Source organism: Aquimarina aquimarini, from assembly GCF_900299535.1.
In the GTDB taxonomy this organism is placed as follows: Bacteria; Bacteroidota; Bacteroidia; order Flavobacteriales; family Flavobacteriaceae; genus Aquimarina; species Aquimarina aquimarini.
In genome coordinates, this window is record NZ_OMKE01000058.1 from 51,461 (window position 1) to 74,564 (window position 23,104).

Annotated in this window: 11 protein-coding genes; 7 read left to right on the plus strand and 4 right to left on the minus strand. The window is 33.9% G+C overall.

Annotated features, from left to right (window positions below; all coding sequences use genetic code 11):
* Positions 1 to 17: 17 nt before the first annotated feature.
* The 3 genes from nagB to DG508_RS20085 form a co-directional block, all read right to left on the minus strand.
* Entirely contained in the window at positions 18 to 1,934 is a 1,917-nt protein-coding gene (gene nagB / locus DG508_RS20075) for a glucosamine-6-phosphate deaminase (RefSeq protein WP_108870082.1), read from the minus strand.
* Positions 1,935 to 2,060: 126 nt separating this feature from the next.
* Entirely contained in the window at positions 2,061 to 3,668 is a 1,608-nt protein-coding gene (locus DG508_RS20080) for a RagB/SusD family nutrient uptake outer membrane protein (RefSeq protein WP_234418273.1), read from the minus strand.
* A 31-nt stretch (positions 3,669 to 3,699) separates the two neighbouring features.
* Complete coding sequence (locus tag DG508_RS20085; RefSeq protein ID WP_108870086.1) at positions 3,700 to 6,723, minus strand: carboxypeptidase-like regulatory domain-containing protein; 3,024 nt, start codon at positions 6,721 to 6,723, stop codon at positions 3,700 to 3,702.
* Positions 6,724 to 7,173: 450 nt separating this feature from the next.
* On the opposite strand from DG508_RS20085, the gene DG508_RS20090 reads away from it, so the two are divergent.
* From DG508_RS20090 to DG508_RS20115, 6 genes are all read left to right on the plus strand, one after another.
* On the plus strand, positions 7,174 to 7,995 hold the full coding sequence (locus DG508_RS20090) for a sensor histidine kinase (RefSeq protein ID WP_234418274.1): 822 nt from the start codon (positions 7,174 to 7,176) through the stop codon (positions 7,993 to 7,995).
* On the plus strand, positions 7,992 to 8,720 hold the full coding sequence (locus tag DG508_RS20095; RefSeq protein ID WP_328515284.1) for a LytR/AlgR family response regulator transcription factor: 729 nt from the start codon (positions 7,992 to 7,994) through the stop codon (positions 8,718 to 8,720). The genes DG508_RS20090 and DG508_RS20095 overlap by 4 nt, the downstream gene beginning before the upstream one ends.
* 5 nt (positions 8,721 to 8,725) lie before the next feature.
* A complete protein-coding gene (locus tag DG508_RS20100; protein WP_108870090.1) occupies positions 8,726 to 10,561 on the plus strand; it encodes a sodium:solute symporter family protein in 1,836 nt (611 codons plus the stop codon).
* Positions 10,558 to 11,652: an acyltransferase family protein gene (locus DG508_RS20105; RefSeq protein ID WP_328515285.1), complete on the plus strand. Its 1,095-nt coding sequence runs from the start codon at positions 10,558 to 10,560 to the stop codon at positions 11,650 to 11,652. Before DG508_RS20100 ends, DG508_RS20105 begins: the two co-directional genes overlap by 4 nt.
* A gap of 240 nt (positions 11,653 to 11,892) precedes the next feature.
* Positions 11,893 to 14,553: a glycoside hydrolase family 19 protein gene (locus DG508_RS20110; protein ID WP_159090946.1), complete on the plus strand. Its 2,661-nt coding sequence runs from the start codon at positions 11,893 to 11,895 to the stop codon at positions 14,551 to 14,553.
* Positions 14,554 to 14,643: 90 nt separating this feature from the next.
* Complete coding sequence (locus DG508_RS20115; RefSeq protein ID WP_108870094.1) at positions 14,644 to 17,118, plus strand: glycosyl hydrolase family 18 protein; 2,475 nt, start codon at positions 14,644 to 14,646, stop codon at positions 17,116 to 17,118.
* A gap of 473 nt (positions 17,119 to 17,591) precedes the next feature.
* On the opposite strand, the gene DG508_RS20120 is transcribed toward DG508_RS20115, so the two are convergent.
* Entirely contained in the window at positions 17,592 to 18,308 is a 717-nt protein-coding gene (locus tag DG508_RS20120; RefSeq protein ID WP_108870096.1) for a LytR/AlgR family response regulator transcription factor, read from the minus strand.
* 341 nt (positions 18,309 to 18,649) lie between these two features.
* On the opposite strand from DG508_RS20120, the gene DG508_RS20125 reads away from it, so the two are divergent.
* The gene (locus tag DG508_RS20125; protein WP_108870098.1) at positions 18,650 to 23,047 is read left to right on the plus strand and encodes a glycosyl hydrolase family 18 protein; all 4,398 of its coding nucleotides are present in this window, start codon (positions 18,650 to 18,652) and stop codon (positions 23,045 to 23,047) included.
* Positions 23,048 to 23,104 lie beyond the last annotated feature (57 nt).

Sequence of the window (23,104 nt, forward strand, 5' to 3'; positions counted from 1 at the left end):
AAAAAGCATATTAATTTTTAAAAGATATATCTTTTAAAAGCTTCAATGGCTTCATAATCTGCAAGACCTAGCTTATCATATAGCTCTGCCGTATTTCTATTTCTTTCACGTGCTCTTAACCAGAATTCTCGAGAATCTTCACCTTGAAACATTACTCTATCTTTTTGAGACTGGTGATATAAAATAGCATTTGTCTTTTTGCTCACTTCATGCGGACTTAACGGTACGGCCATTTCAATTTCAGAAACATCCCATTCTTGCCAAGCACCTCTATAAAGCCATACCCAGCAATCATTCATAAAATCTATAGTTTTTAAGTTTTTGACTGCATTAAAAATCGCATCCAGACATACCTTATGAGTTCCATGAGGGTCAGCAAGATCCCCAGCAGCATATATTTGGTGAGGTTTTATCTTTTTGATAATATCTTCTGTGATTTTTATATCCTCTTCTCCAAGAGGTTTTTTCATGATTTTTCCAGTTTCATAAAATGGAAGATCAAGGAAATGAACTTTTTCATCATCTAATCCAAAATATCGAGTTGCCCCAACAGATTCCATTCTTCGTATCAATCCTTTGATTTTTCTAACTTCTAGAATATCAATATCTCCTTGATTTTTTGATCTAAGGAATTCGATAACCTTTGTATAAGTATCATCATCTTTGTCAGAGTGGAAATTCTGAGCTACTTCAGCAAATTTTAAGGCTTCATCATCGGTAACAGCAATATTACCTGATGTTTGATAAACAACATGTACATCATGACCTTGATCAATTAACCTTAAAAAAGTTCCTCCCATTGATATCACATCATCGTCAGGGTGAGGACTAAAGATTAAGACTCTCTTTTTTGCAGGTAATGCTCTTTCTGGTCTATTGGTGTCATCTGCATCAGGTTTTCCTCCTGGCCACCCTGTAATAGAGTGTTGTAAATTATTAAAGATTTTAATGTTTAGATCATAAGAAGACCCTTCAACAGCAAGAAGACCAGACATCCCATTGTCATTATAATCTTTATCAGTAAGTTTCAATACTGGTTTGTTAAGCTCTTGACTTAACCAGGTAACTGCCTTGAATTTTAATTGTTCATTCCAGATACATTGATCAACGACCCATGGTGTTTTGATACGAGTCAATTCTGAGGCCGCTTCATCATCTAGAATTATGGTTGTATTTTTATGTTGTTGTAAGAAAGATGCAGGAATATTTGATGTGATCTCTCCTTCTACGGTTTGTTTAACAACAGAAGCTTTTTTGTGTCCCCATGCTAATAATAGTACTCTTTTAGATTTTAAAATAGTACTAATTCCCATTGTTACCGCTTTTTTAGGAACATGCTCTAGACCATTAAAGTCAGAAGCTGCATCTGTTCTGGTAACATGATCCAAAGTGATAATTCTGGTACCAGAATTTGGGTGAGATCCTGGCTCATTAAAACCAATATGACCTGTTCTCCCAATTCCTAAAAGTTGAAAATCTAATCCACCATACTTTTTGATTTTCATTTCATAATCAATACAGTATTGATCCATTTCTTGAAGAGGAACCGTACCGTCGGGGATATTTATATTTTCGGGGTTGATATCAACATGATCAAATAAATGTTGATGCATAAAATGATAGTAACTCTGTTGATGAGAAGCATCCATAGGATGATATTCATCTAGGTTGAAAGTTACTACATTAGAAAAGCTCAACTCTCCAGAACGGTGTAGGCTTACTAATTCTTCATATACCTTTATAGGCGAAGAACCTGTGGCCAAACCAAGCACGCAAGGTTTACCTTCTTGTTGTTTTTGTTTAATTAAGGTTGCAATTTCGTGTGCAACTAATTTTGAAGCAACCGATGAATCTGGAAATATTTCGTTATGAATTTTTTCAAACTTCGATTTTTCAAATTGTCCTACCTGTTTATATTCAATTTCCTGAATCATTTTCTCAAGAGTTTGATCTGTTTTTGTTGTTTTTATTATTTCAAGGCTTTTGGTAAAAAAGAGATGGAGTTTATAGTTCCTATAGTATCCATCTCTTTTCTAATTATTTATGGCTAACTCAAATTCTTAAAAGTTTCCACCTGCTATATCCCACCATAATCGTGTTCCTCCATGATCAGGACCTTCTAGTAAAGTTCTCGCTTGCTCCACTCCTTGTGGATTTGCAGCTCGTTGACTAGCAGGGAATGGTAATCTTCTTACCTGGATATTACTATCTATAGTTCCTCCACTATTATTTACAGCAGGAGGGAATAATTTTGGATATCCTGTTCTTCTAAATTCACTCCATGCTTCTTGACCATCAGGGAACATTGCAATCCATTTTTGAGTAATAATTTTTTCTAATTTTTCTTCATTTGTTGCTCCACCATTCCAAGCGATGGTAATATTACTTACAGCAGCAATGTTACTAGAGGCGTTTAATGGATCTACATAATCGATAGCAGTAGAGGTGTTATCTGTGATATAGTCAGATAGCTCACCACTAACTTCATGTTGAGCAAAAGAAGTGGTAATTCCCATTTCATAATTGGTTTGTGCATCACCAGCACCAGTCCATCCCCTCAAAGCAGCTTCTGCTTTAAGAAAGTAAGCTTCTGAAGCCGTCATTAATTGAATATCTGTAGTTGGGTTTCTGTCAGAAATATAAGCATCTCCTAATCTTGAGAAAGCAGCATTATAGGCATCTCTTTGTTCGATTTCTGTATTATAAGCTGGTAATACAGGTAAACCACCTCTAATTCCTTTTAATTGCCCAGGTGTTATATTAGAGTCTTCAAAAAGTACATTCCCTCTTGGGTCGTCATATCCTTCCAGAATAGATTCCATAGATGCATTCATACGTACGTCATTCCAACTAGAATTAAAAATAGTTAAAGGGTGAGTAGCTCCTCCTTTAATAAGGAAGTTATCTTTATTACTCTCTAGTAACCCTGAACTATGAGCTAATGATTTTTCTCCTTCTAATTGTGCTTTGGCTGGTTCTACTTTAGAAATTCTAAGAGCCAAACGTAAACGTAGGGTATTGGCGAATTTAATCCATTGTGAGAATTCACCACCATAGACTAAATCAAATTCAACGAATTGTCTGTTTGTAACATCAGTTGATAATGTTGCCATAGCTTCTTCTAGCTCTGTAAAGAATTGATAGTATACTTCTTTTTGAGAATCATAAGTTACAAATGAAGCTCCTTCCACTCCAAATTGAGAATATACAATAGGACCGTATACATCAGTAACTCTATGCATAGCTTCTACTCTAAGTATTTTTGCTATAGCATACATTAAAGGGAAGTCTTTTTCTGCACGTTCTTTAACTATTGCAGCGTTTGTCATTACTCCTCGTTCAGAATAAGGAACATCCCAAGGGAATTGATCCCAAAAATCTTGAAAAGCATAATTAGTTGTATTTGCTCCATTTACAAAAGGTCTTGGTGGAGCCATATATCCGCAAAACGTATCTGCATTCAAATTATGTTGCAATTGCGTATGCCAAGCAGGGTCATACCTATAGATGTTTAAAAACATTGGTTGAAACGGTCCTCCAATATGAAAGAAATCTGCTTCAGTTTGTTGATCGGTAACACCGTTTGGATCTGTATTTAATGCTTCAAAATCATCGGTACACGAGAAGACGAGTAACGCAACAAAAGCAGTAATAATTGTTTTTTTCATTATATTTTTCATAATATTTTATTCCTTTTTATTAAAATGATAACCCTACATTAAGTCCAATACTTCTTGTAGAAGGAGCTCCATATATATCTACACCTTGTAGCCCATTACCAGTACTTAAAGATACGTTTGGATCGTATGGTGCATCTTTATAAAAGAAAAATAAGTTTCTACCTACTAAGGATGTATTAATAGATTTAAAAAAGCTGTTTTCACTTAACTTAAATTTATACCCTATTGAGAGTTCAGCTAAACGCACATTGGTGGCCTCATAAACATACTCACTAGTAAAACCATTTCTTCCTCCAATTAATTGATAGTATTCAGAAGCAGGTATGGTGGTTTCTGTATTAGTACTACCATTAAAAACTCTAATATCTCCAGTTCTATCTGATGTACCTTCAAGATCTGCTTGTGCTTGTGTTATACTCATCACTTCGCCACCAAATTTACCATCTATCAAAAAGTTTAAGGTAATGTTTTTATAAGTAAAAGAGTTATTCCATCCAAGAGAAAAATCAGGATTAGCGTTTCCTAATTTTTTATACCCCCCAGAAATAGTAGGGTCATCCTCAGTAGTATCAATGTGAGCAAAAGTTCGAGTATCACCATCTACAGTGAATATAGGTAATCCATCTTCATTTTTAAGAAGCTGTCTACCATAGATATCACCAAAAGAACCACCCTTACGTATTAATAAGGCATATGAATTTACGCTGAAATTTGTAATAGGTATAAAATCACCTTCTAATCTATCATCTAATTCTTTGATAGTATTTTTATTACTTGCATAATTTATAGAAGTATCCCATGTGAAATTGTCATTTTGTATAGGAGTAGCCGTAACAGAAATTTCAAAACCAGTATTTTCAAAATCACCTGCATTAATAGAAAAGAAGGGAGCTGTTTTTCCTCTATAATTTGGTTGCCCAGAGGGAGCTCCTATTTCCATATATTGATCTTTGGTGTTAGTTTTATAATATCCAATATCAAATCCTAAACGATTATTAAAAAATTTCCATTCTGTACCTACTTCAATAGAAGTTTGAATTTCTGGAACTAATGGAACGAATGGTATTACACTAGGGGGGGTTAATCCACCTTGACCTGTACCAATGGTACTAATAGGATTGTTAGCAAAACTTTGTACATCATTACCTACTTCTGCATACGATGCACGTACTTTTGAATAGCTAATAGCTTCGGGCATTTCTATCATTTCTGAGAATACTGCTGTAAGACCTACAGATGGGTAAAAGAAAGATTCTAATACACTAGAAGACCAGTCGTTTCTGGCTGTCAAATCCAAAAAGAGCATATCTTTATACCCAAGAGTAGTACTAGCAAAGATAGATTGCACCTCTTTGTTTTCAGCTTGTGTTTGTTGTATGATTGGGTTAAGCCCTTCTGTCCCTACTTCAAAATTAGAGAATGTAAAAATATTAGGAAGTTTTAAGTTACCAGCAACACCAGAATCTAATAAGATAGATTTACCTAAATCTGATTTTCTAATACTAGTACCAATATTAGCAGTTAAGTTAAAACTATCAGAAAGTGGAGTATTGATGGTTGCAATGATATCCCCATAAATTTGATTATCTTCTACTTCATTATATAAGTAACGCCCTCTGTTTGCAGACAAAGTTTCATTTGTGGTAGCATGTAGTTTTCTTTCAAATTTGTAAAAATTTTGATCATAACTACCACGAGCCTGAACAGATAACCATGGGTTGAATTTATATTTTAAAGAAACAGAAGCTAATACTTTTTGATTCAAATCATCACTTGTATTTCTGTTGATAATCCAATATGGGTTTTGCTCTATATCAGAAGTTCCATTAATCCAACGTTGTGCCATTAAGTTTCTAACTGGGTCAAACTCTTCAAAAACTTCATAATCTCTTAATGTCTCATTTGGAGAATTAAAAGCATATGCACCTACTAATGGGTTAAAAAAGAACCCTGAAGTTGGTTTATTATGTATTTTTTGAGTTGATAATAAGATATTTGCATCTACAGTTAGTCTGTTGTCAAACAATTTTGCAGTTTCTCTTACGTTTAATGTATGTTTTTTTACATTATGTGTTGGTATTACTCCTGTTGCCTGTGTGTTGGCGTATGAGAAATATGTTTGTGCAGTTTCTGTTCCTCCTGAAACAGATACAGAATTGATTGCTGTTGTTCCTGTATTCAAGAAATCTTCAACATTTTTTTCGGCAGCTGGTTTTAAATCAATTAAATAAGCAGCGTCATCTACTGTGAAATTTGAAGATACGTTTACTCTAAAGCTACCAGACTTTCCTTTTTTGGTAGTGATCAAAATAACCCCATTAGAACCTTGACTACCATACAAGGCAGAAGCAGAGGCTCCTTTTAATACAGTCATACTTTCTATATCATCTGGGTTGATTAGTGATAGAGCATCTCCACCATCTCTGTTACCTCCATTCTCATTGTCTCCAAAAGTATTATTTGGTTGGATAGCAGAGTTATTTAATAAAGGAATACCATCTACAACATATAATGGTTGATTGTTTCTGGTAGAAGTGTTACCCCTAAGAGTTACTTTTACAGATCCTCCTACACCAGAAGAACTTCTGTTTACAACTACCCCAGCTACTTTACCAGAAAGGCTATTGATAGGGTTGGCGTCTTTTACTTTGGTTAATTCAGCAGCATTAATGTCTTGAGCTGCATAGGTAAGTGACTTTCTGGTCTTTTTAATACCCAGTGCAGTTACTACTACATCGTCAAGTTGTTCAGCGTCTTGCTCTAATTGAACATTGATTACCGTATCGCTTCCTACGGTTACTTCCTTACTAGTCATTCCTAAATAAGAAAATTGAATTACATCTCCAGGAGATGCTGTAATGGTGTAATTCCCATCAAAATCTGTCTGTACCCCATTTGTAGTCCCTTTTACAATAATATTCACTCCAGGTAATGGTATATTATCTGAAGCTCCTGATACTAGCCCTGTAATTTGGGTTCCCTGCCCAAAACTCAGTAAGGAGGAAAACAATAAAATGGTTAAGGTTAAAATTTTTTGTTTCATATTAATATGTGGTTTTTTTGAATGATCTGAAATTAGCGTTTTAATTATTTAACAAAATTTTTTTTAGACCAACGACATCGTTTGAGTAATAATCGACATACATTAATGGATAATGGTTTTTTGAAAATTTGATATCTTTATTTTTTTTGTTTTTCTCTACAAATAGTCTTACATTTTTCAAAAATTTTTGTTAAAAAAAGCAATTTTAAGAGGTATTGTTTGATAATTTTTTAAATAAAGAAGGGAAGAGTGCAAAGAACTATTAAACAGAAATATCACCTGTATTTTTGGAGTATTTATTTTTTATTTAATGTAATTCGCTGGGGGAGCTATTTTAATGATTATTGGTATTCATTAAAATCTAACTTGGTGGAGTTTCCTTTGCATATAATTTTGGTTTATTTTAACATTTATTTTTTAGTGCCAAAATTTATCTTCAAAAAGAAATATGTGTATTATATATTTTTTTTATGTTTGTCTTTAGGAGTTCACTATATGTTGAGATCAGGACTTAATCTTTTGTTGGTAACAGAGGATATTTGGCCTGAAGTGGAAGGTAGACTCGCTCCGTTTGGATTTAATCATGTTGTGGCGGTGATGATAGGAGAGTTATATGTAGTGGGACTGACCTCTGCTATAAAATATACGGCAGATTTTCTAATTGTACAAAGTAAAAATAGGTATTTGAGTGAACTGCAGTATAAGACAGAACTCAAATATCTTAAAGCACAGATACAGCCCCATTTTTTTTTTAACACTCTTAATAGTCTCTATTCACTTACTATAAAAAAATCTGATCTAGCACCTAATCTTGTATTGAAATTATCTAACTTTATGAGATATGTAATTTATGATACAAGTAAAAAGAAACTACCTCTTTTACAAGAAATTGATCATATCGATAATTATATAGAACTCGAAAAAATGAGATATGGTGATCGAGTAAGCTGTATGATAGGTATAGAAGGGAATATTGATGATGTAAAAGTGGTCCCTATGTTGTTTTTACCTTTTATAGAGAATGCTTTTAAGCACGGACTTAAGAATAATGATAAAATGGAGTTATCAATTTCGTTTGAGAGAATTCAAAATGAATTGATATTTATGTCTAAGAATAATTATGAAGAAGAACTCGAACCTAATAATTCTAATAATGGAATTGGAATAAAAAATGTAAAAAGAAGATTGCAAATTCTTTATCAAAAAGACTTTACACTAAATATATTACAAAACAATAATGAATATTCGATTTTGCTTAAAATTCCCATATGATGATGATTAAATGTATCATAATTGATGATGAGCCGTTGGCAATAGATGTTATAGAATCTTTTTTAAAAGAATTTAAAAATGTTCAAGTAGTTGGTACTTTTAAAGATCCTATTGAAGCATTGTCTATATTAGAACAAGGTGGTGTAGATGCGATATTTTTAGATATTAATTTACCTAGAATGAATGGCTTAGAATTTTTAAAAAGTCTACAAGAATATCCCCAAGCAATTATTACCACTGCTTACAAAGAATATGCATTAGAAAGCTATGAATTAGAAGTCCTTGATTATTTGGTAAAACCCATTTCTTTTAATAGGTTTTTGAAATCGATAAACAAGCTGACAGCGAGACTTATTGCTATAAAAAAGCATGAACCTTCTATTGACTTAATCCAGCCAGCTCATGTTTTTTTGAAAGTAGATAAAAAACTTGTCAAAATTCTTCTTAGCGATATCCTTTATATAGAAAGTCTTAAAGATTATATTAGAGTAAGTACTTTAGAGGATACCTTTCTTTCACATAAATCTTTGTCAAGTATTAGTGAAGAACTTCCTTCTGAGAACTTTATAAGAATCCACAAGTCATATACCATAGCCATAGATAAGGTGAAGTCTGTAGAGGGAAATCTTATAGAGGTAGGGGATAAAAGAATCCCTATAGGAAGGAATTATGCAGCTCATGCCAAACAACGAATACTAAAAAACAAATCAAATTTATTAAAATAAAAATAATGGTTTTAACAACATTAGATTACATAATTATAGCTTGCTTTTTCTTAACCACTTTAGTTATTGGTATTGTGGTTTCTAAGAGATCTGGAAAAAATACCGCAGAGTATTTTTTATCTGGTCGTAATATGCCATGGTGGTTACTTGGTTTTTCTATGGTAGCAACTACCTTTTCTACAGATACCCCTAACTTGGTAACAGATATTGTAAGACAAAATGGTGTTGCTGGTAACTGGGTGTGGTGGGCTTTCTTGCTTACAGGTCTTTTAACGGTTTTTGTGTATGCAAAATTATGGCGTAAATCAAACGTTACAACCGATTTGGAGTTTTATGCATTACGGTATAGTGGTAAACCAGCTCGATTTTTAAGGGGGTTTAGATCCATTTATCTAGGAATAGTTTTTAATATAATTGCTATGGCTGCAGTAAATTTGGCAGCTATCAAGATAGGACAGATTATGTTGGGGTTATCACCAATACAAACCGTCTTGATAGGAGGTGTTGTAACTACAGTTTTTAGTTCTTTAGGAGGATTTAGAGGAGTTATTTATACTGATTTTGTACTTTTCTTTGTAGCTATAGTAGGAGCAGTTGGAGCTTCGTACTATCTGGTAAATCTTCCAGAAGTAGGAGGGTTGTCTAATATGATCACACATCCTAATGTATCTGATAAATTATCATTTTTTCCAGATTTCTCTAATACAGAAGCATTGATAGGAATATTAATTATACCATTGGCAGTACAATGGTGGAGTTCATGGTATCCTGGAGCAGAGCCTGGAGGAGGTGGTTATATAGCACAACGTATGCTAGCCGCCAAAAATGAAAACCATGCAATAGGAGCCACTTTCTTTTTTAATATCATGCATTATGCATTACGTCCTTGGCCTTGGATTTTGGTTGCATTAGCCTCTTTGGTAGTGTATCCTGATATTGCAAGTATTCAAGAAGCTTTTCCTAATGTAGAAGCAAGTAAGTTAGGAAATGATTTAGCGTATTCTGCAATGTTAACAAAATTACCAGCAGGATTATTAGGACTTGTTTTAGCATCTCTAGGAGCTGCATATATGTCTACGTTATCCACACACCTTAACTGGGGATCATCTTATATTGTGAATGATTTTTACAAACAACAAATTAAAAAAGATGCTAGTGAAAAAGAATTAGTTAATGTAGGAAGAATTACTACAGTGATTTTGATGGTTGCTAGTGCAATATTTGCACTGTTTCTTACCAATGCCAAACAGTTATTTGATATTATATTAATGTTTGGAGCAGGAACAGGATTAGTATATATTTTACGTTGGTTTTGGTGGAGAATTAATGCATGGAGTGAAATCTCTGTGATGTTTTCAGCAATGATTATTCCTTTACTTCTTACTTTTACACCATTAGGAGATACTTTGTTTGGATATACTAATGAAGCTGGTGAAGTAATATCAGGTGTGTTGCCTTCTTGGTTTAGCTTTATAGCAATGGTGATTATAACATCAATTGTGTGGGTAGTAGTTACTTTTTTCACAAAGCCAGAATCCAAAGAAACATTACAGTCCTTTTATAAAAGCATTCAACCAGGAGGTCCTGGATGGAAAAAAATTGTAGATGAAGCAAAAGCTGAAGGTGTAGAGATTGTAGAATCTAGAGAAAAATGGACGGTACCTTCAGGAATTTTGGCAATGCTGTTAGGTTGTGTTTTAGTATATAGCTGCTTATTTGCTGTAGGAAACTTAATTTATGGTGATTATACACTAGCAGGGATTATAGCATTAATTGCGGCTGTTTCAGGTTTCTTGTTAGTAAAAGTATGGAGATCACTAGGTAAGAGTATGATGTCGTGAAAATAAATAAAAGAGTACAATCAGTAGATTTTTTAAGAGGCCTTACCATCATGCTTATGATTCTGGTAAATACACCAGGAGATTGGTCTTTTGTATATAAACCTTTATTACATGCAGAATGGAATGGTCTTACTTTGGCAGATTTTGTCTTTCCTTTCTTTTTGTTTATTGTAGGTATTTCTATAGCATTTGTATATAGAGGAAAAAAAGGAAACCCAGCGATATATAAGAAAATTGTAGTACGGAGTATGAAACTAATTCTGTTGGGGTTATTTATCAACGTGTTTTTACCATACTTCCCATTTATACAAACAGAAGCAATACGTATTCCTGGAGTCTTACAACGTATAGGGATTGTATTTTGTATTACCTCTATACTGTATTTGAATTGTAACATAAAACAATTAATTTTTATTGCAATTTTTATTCTTGTAGGATATTGGATATGGCTAGCATATATTCTGTTACCAAATGGGGTGTCTCCAATTTTAGAGAGAAGTACAAATAATTGGGCAAATTATGTAGATTATCTATTGTTAAAAGGACATATATGGCAACCAGATTACGATCCAGAGGGGATTCTTAGTACATTACCTTCAATAGTATCTGCAATTACGGGGGTCTGTATTGGTGAAATATTGACGGGAGAGATAAAACAAAAGTTAAAAATATTGACAGGTGTTGGAGTAGGCTTTATTCTTGTTGGTTATTTATGGAGTATTTTCTTTCCTATAAATAAAGCATTATGGAGTAGTAGTTTTGTACTTGTTACATCTGGTTATGCAACTCTATTCTTAGTTTTGTTTCATTATTTATTAGATGATAAAAAGTATAATTTTGGCAATATTGTTAAATACGTAGGGGCTAATGCTATTGTTATCTATTTTTTATCAATGATAATTTCCAAATCTTTTTATTTGATAAAAATAAATGCACAAGTGTCAGTGCATCAATATTTATATGACACTATTTTTGTTTATCAATCTATGGATAAACGATTATCTTCTCTTTTTTATGCTTTAGTTGTAGTTGCTTTTTATACTATTATGGCGTATTTCTTATACAAGAGAAAGATTTTTATTAAAGTTTAAGTATTCAGAATTACTATATAAACTATACCAATTGAGTGTTTTTTGTGCTTGATTGGTATAGTTCTTTTTTTATAGACCTGTGTGTTTCATTCGTTATTAATCTGATGGTCTTTGTATGTAAAAAAGTGTTGCTCGTATATTTTATTTCTTCAATAAAGCTTAAAAACAGAACTTTAATGTTGTGTTTATGAATAACTTAAAATAAATCGAACAAATCTTATAAACAAAATAACCTTAACAATGACACACAAACTCATTACTCCAAAAAACTATATGGTTTTACGGGAAAAATCATGGATGATGCTTTTTGCCGTATTATTTTTGACAATTAATTTAACATTTTCTAAAGACATATATCCAGAGAAATCTAATCAAGATTATTTCTCTATAATGGACTACTCTTCTACACTGCCAATCCCTGTTCAGGTTAACGAACTGATAGATAAAAATATGTGGGATACTTTGTTTCCTTATCGTTTTGGGGCCAAGGATACAGGGGGTGGTGTATGGGTGCTAGACCCCAAAGACGATTTTTATACATTTGATTCTTTTGTCGAAGCTATAAATAGAATGAGTAAGATAAAAGTCATTTTTGAACGACGATGTGGTACAAATGCATATAGAATTACACGCATAGATAAAACAACAAACATATCAAAATTACTAAGAACAGATGTAGATTTTGATGCACCAAGAAATATAGATAAAGAGATTATTAAAGAAGAAATTGATTATGCATCTTTTTTAGAGGAAGGAAGTTTAGAGACTAGAAAAAGAGAAATTACTGCCTTTTTTGCAAATATTTCTCATGAAACAACTGGAGGGTGGTCTACAGCACCAGGAGGACAATTCTCATGGGGGCTTCATTTTAGAGAAGAACCTACAAATGCATCGTATGCTTATCCTGATGTTAATTACCCACCAACACCTGGTAAATCATATAAAGGTAGAGGACCAATACAGTTATCATATAACTATAATTATGGACCTGCAAGTGAATTTATATTCGGAGATAAGCAAGTATTACTAGATAATCCAGATTTGGTGATTCAAGATGCAGCATTAGCTTTTCAAACAGCGATTTGGTTTTGGATGACACCTCAGTACCCTAAACCATCTGCTCATGATGTAATGGTAAGTAGATGGGTACCTAATGAATTAGATATTACCAAAAATAGAGTTCCAGGATTAGGAATGACAGTAAATATTATAAATGGTGGAGTAGAATGTGGACAAGGAACAGAGAAACCTCAAGTATTAGATAGAATAGGGTATTATGAAAGGTTTGCTGGAATTTATGGAATAGGAACAGATATGGATGGAGTACATGATCTTTCTGATTGTGGATGTAAAGATATGTCAAAATACGGTGGAGATGCAGCTGATTTAACTGCTGAGCCATGTGCCCAAAAACCGCAAGTAACGTTTTCTTCTCCAAAGAATAATCAGATGCTAGAGCAGGTTACCTTTGCTTCAGTACCAGTAAGTTTGGTAATAGATGAAAAAAATACGAGATTAACTAGTGTTACCACTACAGTTGGAAGTCAATCGTTTACTGGTGTTACGTTTAATTGGACACCATCTAGCTATGCAAGTCATATTCTTACAGCCAATGCTGTTTTTGAGAATGGTGCAACGGCAACGTCTAGTATCAAAGTTATTGTATGGGATGGGGTAAACCTTAATTGTCAAGAAATTCCTGAGTGGAATTCTACAAGAATTTATAAAGACAAGGATAACTATGTTAGATATAACAATAAAATATATAGAAATAAGTGGTATGCAGGTAGCGGTAGTGTTCCAGGAACTGCTTCTGTATGGGAGTTTATAAAAGATTGTGCTACATCAGGAGGAACTGCACCAGTAATTACATGGGAGTCTCCTGCAAACGGACAGATTATAGAACAGGCAACTTTATCCGCTGTTGCATTGAGAGCAAGTGCTACAGATGATGGAACAATACAATCATTTACCTTTAGACATAATACAACAGACCTTAGTACTACTGCTTCTGGAAATAGCTATACAGCAAATTATACTCCAACAGCTTTTGGAGAAGTTACTATAATTGCATCTGCTACAGATAACCAAAATAAAACAACAGAGAAAACAATTACATTTACTGTAAAAGAAAAAGTGGCAGGAGGAAATAACAATGCACCATCGGTGAATATTACTTCTCCAGCTAATAATGCATCTTTTACTGCTGGAGCTGCTATTGATGTAACAGCCAATGCTTCTGATACAGATGGTACAATAACCAAAGTAGAATTCTTTGATGGGAACAGTAAGATAGGAGAGCGTACCACAAGTCCATACAATTATACTATTACTAATGCAGTAGTAGGTACCTATGTGTTAACAGCAAAAGCAACAGATAACAAAGGAGCAACCGCTACTTCTTCAGTTGTTAATGTTGTAGTTTCTGGCGGAGGAAATGGAAACTGTACTGGCGTACAACAATATATAGCTGGTACTTCTTATGGATTAGATGATGAAGTTGTTAATGCTGGAGAAAAATTCTCATGTGATATACCAGGATGGTGTTCATCTGCTGCAGCATGGGCATATGCTCCAGGAACAGGTGCACATTGGGAACAAGCATGGACAAAAGTAGGAGCATGTGCTACAACTCAAGCAAGATCTAATGATTATTTCTTGTACCCTACAGTTACAGAAGATATAGTAACACTAAGAGTTAAGACAAAGAAGGTTTCTCAAGTAAGAGTTGATTTATATCATATCTCTGGAAAGCTTGTAGAGACACACTCTTTTAAATCAAATCAAACAAAAATTACAAATTCATTTATACAAGATCTTTCAAATCTCAAAAATGGACTTTATATTTTCAAAATTTATGTTGATGGCAACATCTATTTTGAGAAAGTTCTAAAAAAGTAACCTTTTTGAGATTTTATATCGGGTAGTTGTTTACTACAACTACCCGTATTACTCTTTTACTTTAATCAAACTCAAAATTTATTATTTATTATGAAAAGTTTTTATACCTTTTTTAGTCTGTTTTTTTGTGTCCTGTTTGTACAGGCGCAATATAACTTCCCAACATGCGCACCCGCATGGAGCGCAGCCAATGTTCCTTATACGCAAGGACAGGAAGCCTCTGTAGATGGCAAAAATTATAGATGCAAATATTACACCAACGACCAGCCAGGGGCTGCTTCATGGGAACTAGTAAGTCCTTGTGGAGATGGAGGTCTTGGACCAGGATATGCAGGTAAACAGAAAATTATTGGATATCTACCTACATGGATTGCCAAATATGATATTAAGAACAACTTTAATCCAGAAGTAGTTACACATTTGAATATTGCATTTTTATTATTTAAACAAAACAATCAAAATTACAATAGTAATGATTTTGCTTCAGTTGCTTTTGATCAGTTTCATGTAAGAAAAGTAGATTCTGTATTAACCGATTTAGGAGTACTTCAAAAAGCTAGAGCAAAAAATGTAAAAGTTTCTGTCGCTCTTGGAGGAGCTACTGATTTTGCATTTTTATGGTTAATGAATAAGTATCATAATAATGATGCTAAACTAGAGCAAATAGCTACTTTGATTGCAGACTATGTTTCTGTAAATCAATTGGATGGTGTTGACTTGGATATGGAGTGCTGGTGGGCAGATCCAAATATTGCAGGAACTTCTGATCAAGGAGGACGTGTACGAGGAAGCAAATGGGGAGATGCCGATCAAGGACCACACCCTGCAGGAATTGGTTTAAGAAAATTAAGCCAGAAATTAAGAGTTAAAATGCCAAATAAACTGATCACAGCAGCAGTATTCGGAACTTCGTGGTATGGTAATAACTATGATGATGGAATTGCAGATTATATGGATTGGGTAGGTCTTATGTCATACGATTTTACAGGTTCATGGGATGCATCTCCAGAAGGACCACATTCTTCTCTTTATAAAGTGCCAACAGGAACTTATCAAGGACAAACAGCAGATAACCCTATTTACAGCGCAGAAGATGCGTTAGAATATTGGATGGGATTTGCTCCTCCTGCTTGGAATCATGCTGGAGGGTTTAATGTGCCAAAAGCAAAACTAGCTTTTGGAGTGCCTATGTATGGATATGATTTTTCTGAAAAGAAACCTGATGGAGGAAATGGAGCAAAATTTGTTCCTTATAACGAAATATTAGAAGAGTTTCCTAATGCGGCAACAAGCTACGATCCTAAAGATACTAAGAAGTTAAGTGGATTTATAGGAGAAAAAAATAAGAAGATATATTTTGATACTCCTAAGTCTGCTGGAGCAAAAATGAAATATTCTAAAGACTATGGACACCAAGGGTTAATCATTTGGGAACTTACTCAAGATGCCAATTATAACTCTTCTTCAAGTATATTAAAAGCGATCAATGAGGCAGCAGGAAATAATAATACAATCAATAATCCACCAACAGTTACTTGGCAATCTCCAACAAATAACCAGATAATAGAGGTTGCAGAGCTTTCACCTGTTACATTACAAGCAAGTGCAACTGACTCTGACGGAACTGTTCAATCTTTTACTTTTAAGCATAATAATACCCCTATTAGTGCTACGGCAAATGGGAGTAATTATACAGCTACTTTTACACCAACAGCATTTGGAGAAGTTACTTTGGTGGCTTCTGCGACAGATAACAAAAATGCAACCTCTGAGAAGACTATTGTTTTTACTGTAAAGAAAAAAGGAACAGGAGGAAACAATGTAGCACCTACTGTAAATATAACCGCTCCTGTAGATAACGCATCTTTTAATGTAGGAGATCCTATTTCTATTACGGCAAACGCAACAGATAGTGATGGTACAGTTACCAAAGTAGAATTTTATAATGGTACAGTAATGTTAGGCGAGGATACGACAGCTCCATATGAGTATACATGGCAAAATGTTGCCGCTGGGAATTATTCAATTACAGCAAAAGCAACTGATAACCAGACAGCTTCTACTACATCTACTGCTATTGCAATTACTGTTACTGAAGTAGGAACTGGTAGTTGTGCTGGTATTGCTCAATATGTAGCAGGAACATCTTACGGATTAAATGAAGAAGTAACCAATACAGGTGAGAAGTTCTCATGTGATATACCAGGATGGTGTTCTTCTGCAGCGGCATGGGCATATGCTCCTGGGACTGGAGCACATTGGGAAATGGCTTGGACAAAAACAGGAGTTTGTACAACAGCACTAGAAGCTAGTAAGTACTCTTTATATCCTACTGTGACTCAAGATGTAGTAAACCTTAGCGTACATACAGAAAATGCTTCTCTAATCAAAGTTGATGTATATCATATTTCTGGAAAATTAATTGACACACAGTCTTTTAATGGAGGTAATGCAAAAACAGCTAAGTCATTAGTAAAAGATCTTTCAAACCTCAAAAATGGACTTTATATCTTCAAAATTCATGTTGATAATAACGTTTATTTTGAGAAAGTGCTTAAGAAATAACTTGTTAATTTTTGTTTAGGCAATTGCTTAATTACTAGTTGAGTAATTGCCTTATTTTACAAGGATGTATAGAACTCTTATGAAAGCAAAAATGTATATGTTTTTATTAAAAAAATATATAAGGAACTGTAATTGGAATTACATACAGTGTCAAAATATAGGGCCCCTGAACATCAGGTCTATAACCACAAACTCAACTTCGAGGGTCCTTTTTGACATTTTGAATTACAATTCGTAATGTTCCATATTTAAGCATTATGAGTTTTCTTTTGAGAAGTTACAACTTGTAAATCAGAAAAAAATGAAGATTTACTTAGAAAGAATATAGTGCTACACGATATTCTAATTAACACCATATTATTGCTTATTACATTGAAAATAAACAATAATTAATTATTCTTTTTTTGGTTTAAACAAAAAATCCAGAAACATGTTTCTGGATTTTTTAATTTATAGAATAAAGCTGAAGTATATTAGCATGCAACTCCATTTATAATTTTATACTTAGCTTCTTTGATGTAATTTCTTCCCATAGGAAGTAATTCTCCATTAACTTCTACACAGTTTTTATCGATCGCTTTTACTTTACCAATTGCAACTGTGTATGAGCGATGAATTCTTGTAAAAAGATATTTAGGAATTAATTTTGTTATTGCAGAAAGGTTATAGTGGGTAACATAATCTTTATGAGCCGTTTTTATAATAACATAGTCTTTAAGGCTCTCAATATAAAATATGTCATTATAATAAACCTTAATCATCTTTTTATCTACTTTTATAAAAATATGATCTTCTGACTCCAAATCTGATAGAAGGGAAGGTTTATTTATATTATTTAGTATTTTGGAAGTTTTATGTAAAGATTTAACTAATCTTTTAATAGATATAGGTTTTATTAAATAATCTACAACCCCTAATTCAAAACCTTGTACAGCATATTTCTCATCAGAAGAGGTTATTATAATTAAAGGAGGATTTTGTAAACTTTTTATAAATTCTATACCATTTACTATTGGCATATTAATATCCACAAAAACTAAATCGATTGAGTTTTTACGTATAAAATCAAAAGCATCCACAGCATTACTACACATAGCAGTCACTTCAAAGTTTTCAAAGTAATTCAAGTGTTTTTTTATAATATTAATCGCTAATGGATCATCATCAATAAGTAAACATTTTACTTTCATTCTATAGTATTTTAACAATTATTCTAAGTTAAAATTCCTTATTTACGTGATTTATCCCTAATACGTTTTGATTTCCTATATCATCCTATTTAACCAGAATTATTACTTTTTATTGTTCTTTTTGATAAAGAGTGTCTTAATAATCTTGTTTCTCTATAGAAATTATAGAATATAACTAATTTACGTCTTATTCTTGTTTTTCTTCTGAAAATCTATGAATTATAGTCATTTAGCTATTTAGTTTTCTGGAATTTTGAGTTTTTCTTAATTTTTCACTGGAAACAAAAGTTTGTTTTCAGAAATAATTACACAAACCATTTTATAACTTAAGGTAAAAAATTATGAAAAGATTAAACGAGACTTTTGAAGTCAGGTGTTTTCAAAAGAAGTATTTGAAGACATTCTTACTTTTAATTTTGTTATGTGCATGGAGCATTGGCTCTGCACAAGTAAACACAGGAGGAACTGCAACGACAGCAAACCACCAAAAACAGATAATTGGTTATATTACCAATTGGGATGCTTGGAAAACGAGTACAGCAGGTGTTCCAGGCCCAGGTGCATTAACGCACCTTAATATTGATTATTCTAAGTATACCATTCTTAATTATTCATTTTTTGGCGTAGCCAGAGATGGATCATTACATAGTGGAGATCATAGAAATAAAAAGATTTACCAAGATGGCGTTTCTCAAGAACCTGCTGATATATTCTTTACTGATATTTACAGTAGTTGGGATATGCATATTCTTTTTGGAGAGATTGATCCACTTCAATATATCAATGAGGATGCAAAAAGAAGAGCAGAAGCTCAAGGTTTTCAAGTTGCTGTTGGCGGTAGTACGTGGACACACCCAGCATGGGGGTTAAGTGGATCACTTCCTTTACCACTGCATAAAGAAACTGGAGCACCAGGGCTTATTGAGTTAGCGCATCAAAAAGGAGTTAAGGTAATGGCTTCTATTGGAGGATGGAGTATGTGTAAACATTTTCCTGAAATGGCTGCAGATCCTGTAAAAAGAGCAAAGTTTGTAGAAGATTGTAAAAAATTGATCGCTACTGGATTTGATGGAATTGATCTAGATTGGGAATACCCAGGACCTTTTGAAGGAATGAATTTTCTTGGAACTCAGGCAGATTTTGCAAATTTCGAAACATTATTGCAAGAAATACGTACAGCTATTGGGCCAGATAAGTTGATCACATCGGCTATGTCTGCAGATCCAAGAAAATTAGAAGGATTTAACTGGGCAAATGTTGTAAAGAATATGGATTACTTTAATATGATGACCTATGACTTCAATGGAGGATGGTCTAATATTGCAGGACATAATGCACCAGTATACCCATATACAGGAGCAGAAGTACCTTTCTTTAACTGGCAATCTACATTACAAAAGCTAAACGAGTTAGGAGTACCTTCAAATAAAATATGTTTTGGAGCTCCATTTTATGGTAGAGGAGTAATTACTACGGGTAATGCCGATCTAAATGTTGCTACAGTAAAAAGGTCAGAAAATGTACAGCCAGATGGACCAATAGAAACAGCAGCTGATTATACAAACTGGCCAAAAGAAGTATATGATGGTACGCCTAATTACTTTTTTATAAAACAAAAAGCATTATCTGGTACTGGTGGATGGACTAGAAAATGGGATGATGAAGCAAAGGTTCCTTATTTAGTAAACGGAAAATACTTCTTAAGCTATGATGATGAAGAATCTATTGGTATCAAAGCCCAGTTTATAAAAGATAATAATCTTGCAGGTACTATTGTATGGACTGTATATGGAGATTTAGAAATAAGTGGTTCTGCTACTTCATTTGGACCTAAATTAAAAAGGTGGTCTAATGTAAAATCTCCTTTAGTAAACAAAATGAATGAAGTATTTGCAAATGGAGTAGTAGTAAATCCTGCTCCTACAGTAAATATTACATCTCCTGCAAATAATGCTAATTTTGCTCCTGGTGCAACCATTGCGATCACAGCAAATGCATCAGATTCAAATGGTACCGTAACCAAAGTAGAATTTTTTAACGGAGCAACAAAATTAGGAGAAGATACAACTGCTCCTTATGAGTACTCATGGGTAAATGTTGTAGCGGGTAACTATTCTATTACAGCAAAAGCAACAGATAATGAAGGTGCTACAAAAACATCTTCAGCAGTTGCTATTTCTGTAGGTAGTACACCAAATGAACCACCTACAGTAAGTATAACATCTCCTACAAATAATGATTCTTTTACAGCAGGAACATCTATAGCTATAGCTGCAACAGCAGCAGATAGTGATGGTACTGTTTCTAAAGTAGAATTTTTTAATGGAACAACAAAACTAGGAGAAGATACTACTAGTCCTTATTCTTATAGTATAGCTAGCGCGGTGGTAGGTACTTATACCTTAACAGCTGTGGCAACAGATGATAAAGCAGCGACTACGACTTCTGCTGTGGTAACAGTGAATGTTACTACTGATGGTGGTGGAGGTAGTTGTAGTGCTTTTCCAACATGGTCTGCTTCAGAAATATATACTGGAGGTATGGATGTAAAATATAACAATGTACACTACCAAGCTAGATGGTGGACACAAGGACAGAATCCTGAAAACAGCTCTGTTTGGAAAAAGATAGGACCTTGTGGAGGAGGTGGATCTAATAATGTAGCTCCAACAGTGAGCATTACATCTCCTGCTAATAATGCATCTTTTGTAGAAGGAACTTCTATTTCTGTTACTGCAGATGCTTCTGATTCTGATGGTACTGTTGCTAAAGTAGAATTTTATAATGGTGCTACTCTGTTAGGAGAAGATACTACTAGTCCTTATTCTTATACAATTGCAAATGCAATAGTTGGAAATTATACACTTACTGCAAAGGCTACAGATAATCAAGGTGCTAATACAACCTCTTCAGCAGTGTCAGTTTCAGTTACACCAACTGGTGGTGGAGGTGGAAATTGTGATGGTGTAGCACAATATGTAGCAGGTACTTCTTATGGACAAAATGATGAGGTACAAAATGATGGAGCAAAATATTCTTGTGATGTTCCAGGATGGTGCTCATCTGCAGCAGCTTGGGCGTATGCGCCTGGTACTGGGGCTCACTGGCAAAATGCATGGACAAAAACTGGTGACTGTACTGGTGGCGGAGGATCAGGGACTTCTCCTGTGGTAAATATTACCTCTCCTCTTAACGGCGCTACATATCCTGTAGGTAGTTCTGTAATTGTTTCAGCAGATGCAACAGATGATGGTAGTGTAACTAAGGTTGAGTTCTTTAATGGAGCTACTAAATTAGGAGAAGATACTACAAGTCCATATTCTTATACAATAGCAAATGCGCAAACAGGAAGCTATTCTTTGACAGCAGTAGCTACTGATAATGAGAATAATCAAACAACATCTGATGCGATTACTATTAGAAGTCAAGCTCCAGGAGGAGGAAATAATAACCTTCCTGGTAAGATTCTTGTAGGATACTGGCATAATTTTGATAATTCATCAACTACTCCAAGATTGAGTGAAGTGTCTAGAGAGTGGGATGTAGTTTGTGTTGCTTTTGCAGAACCAGTAAGAGGTAGTGCTTCTGATATGCAATTTAGCCCATATAGCATCTATGCAGGAAATACTCAAGCATTTATAAATGATGTAGCTACTTTACAGAGTAGAGGACAGAAAGTATTGATTTCTATAGGAGGAGCAAATGCTAGAGTTGAGCTTACTAATGCAGCAGAGAAAAACGAGTTTATTAGTTCTATGACTAATATCATTAATACTTATGGGTTTGATGGACTGGATATTGATTTAGAAGGAAGTTCTCTTTCTTTAAACCCAGGTGATACTGATTTTAGAAGTCCAACGACCCCAAAGATCATCAATCTTATAGATGCTACAAAAGCGATCAGATCTAGTATAGGAGCAAACCGTTTCATTTTGAGTATGGCTCCAGAGACAGCTTATGTACAAGGTGCTTATGGAAATTACTCTGGGATATTCGGAGCATATTTACCTGTTGTGCATGCATTGCGTAATGAGATGAATTATATACATGTACAGCACTATAATACTGGATCTATGTTTGGTAGAGACGGACAGGTATATCAACCAGCAACGGCTGATTTTCATGTAGCAATGGCAGAAATGTTGATTACAGGATTCCCTATTGCTCAAACAGGACTTACATTCCCAGGGCTTAGAGCTGATCAAGTAGCAATTGGTTTACCATCTACTACACAGGCAGCAGGAAGTGGTTATACTTCTGAAGCAGTAGTGCAACAAGCATTAGATTATTTGATCAAAGGGGTGTCTTATCCTGGTAGATCATACACTACTAGTGCAACATATCCTACTTTTAGAGGATTGATGACATGGTCAATCAATTGGGATTTAGTAAATAATTCTGCATTCTCTACAAGTCATAGTGCTTACTTAAAAGGAGTTGCTAGTAGAAATGCTACAGCTAGTCAGAATGTAGGTAAAGTATTCCCTAACCCTCTGTCTGGTAATGTAATTAATGTAGCATTAGATAATAGTGCTATTTCTAAGTCTGGAGGAGCTAATTATTTCAGATTCCAAGTATTTAATACTAGTGGAATAGAAGTTTTTAATTTCCAAAATGATAACCTAAGATCAGGGCAAGAGACTATGAGTTTTGATATAGGTGATTTAGAAGCAGGAATGTATTTTTATACAATTTCAGTAGCTAAAAATAAAACGACTGGTAAAATAATTAGAAAATAATAGACTTTAAATTTTAAGACTATAATTGATTGAATAGGGTTCGGATATTCCGAGCCC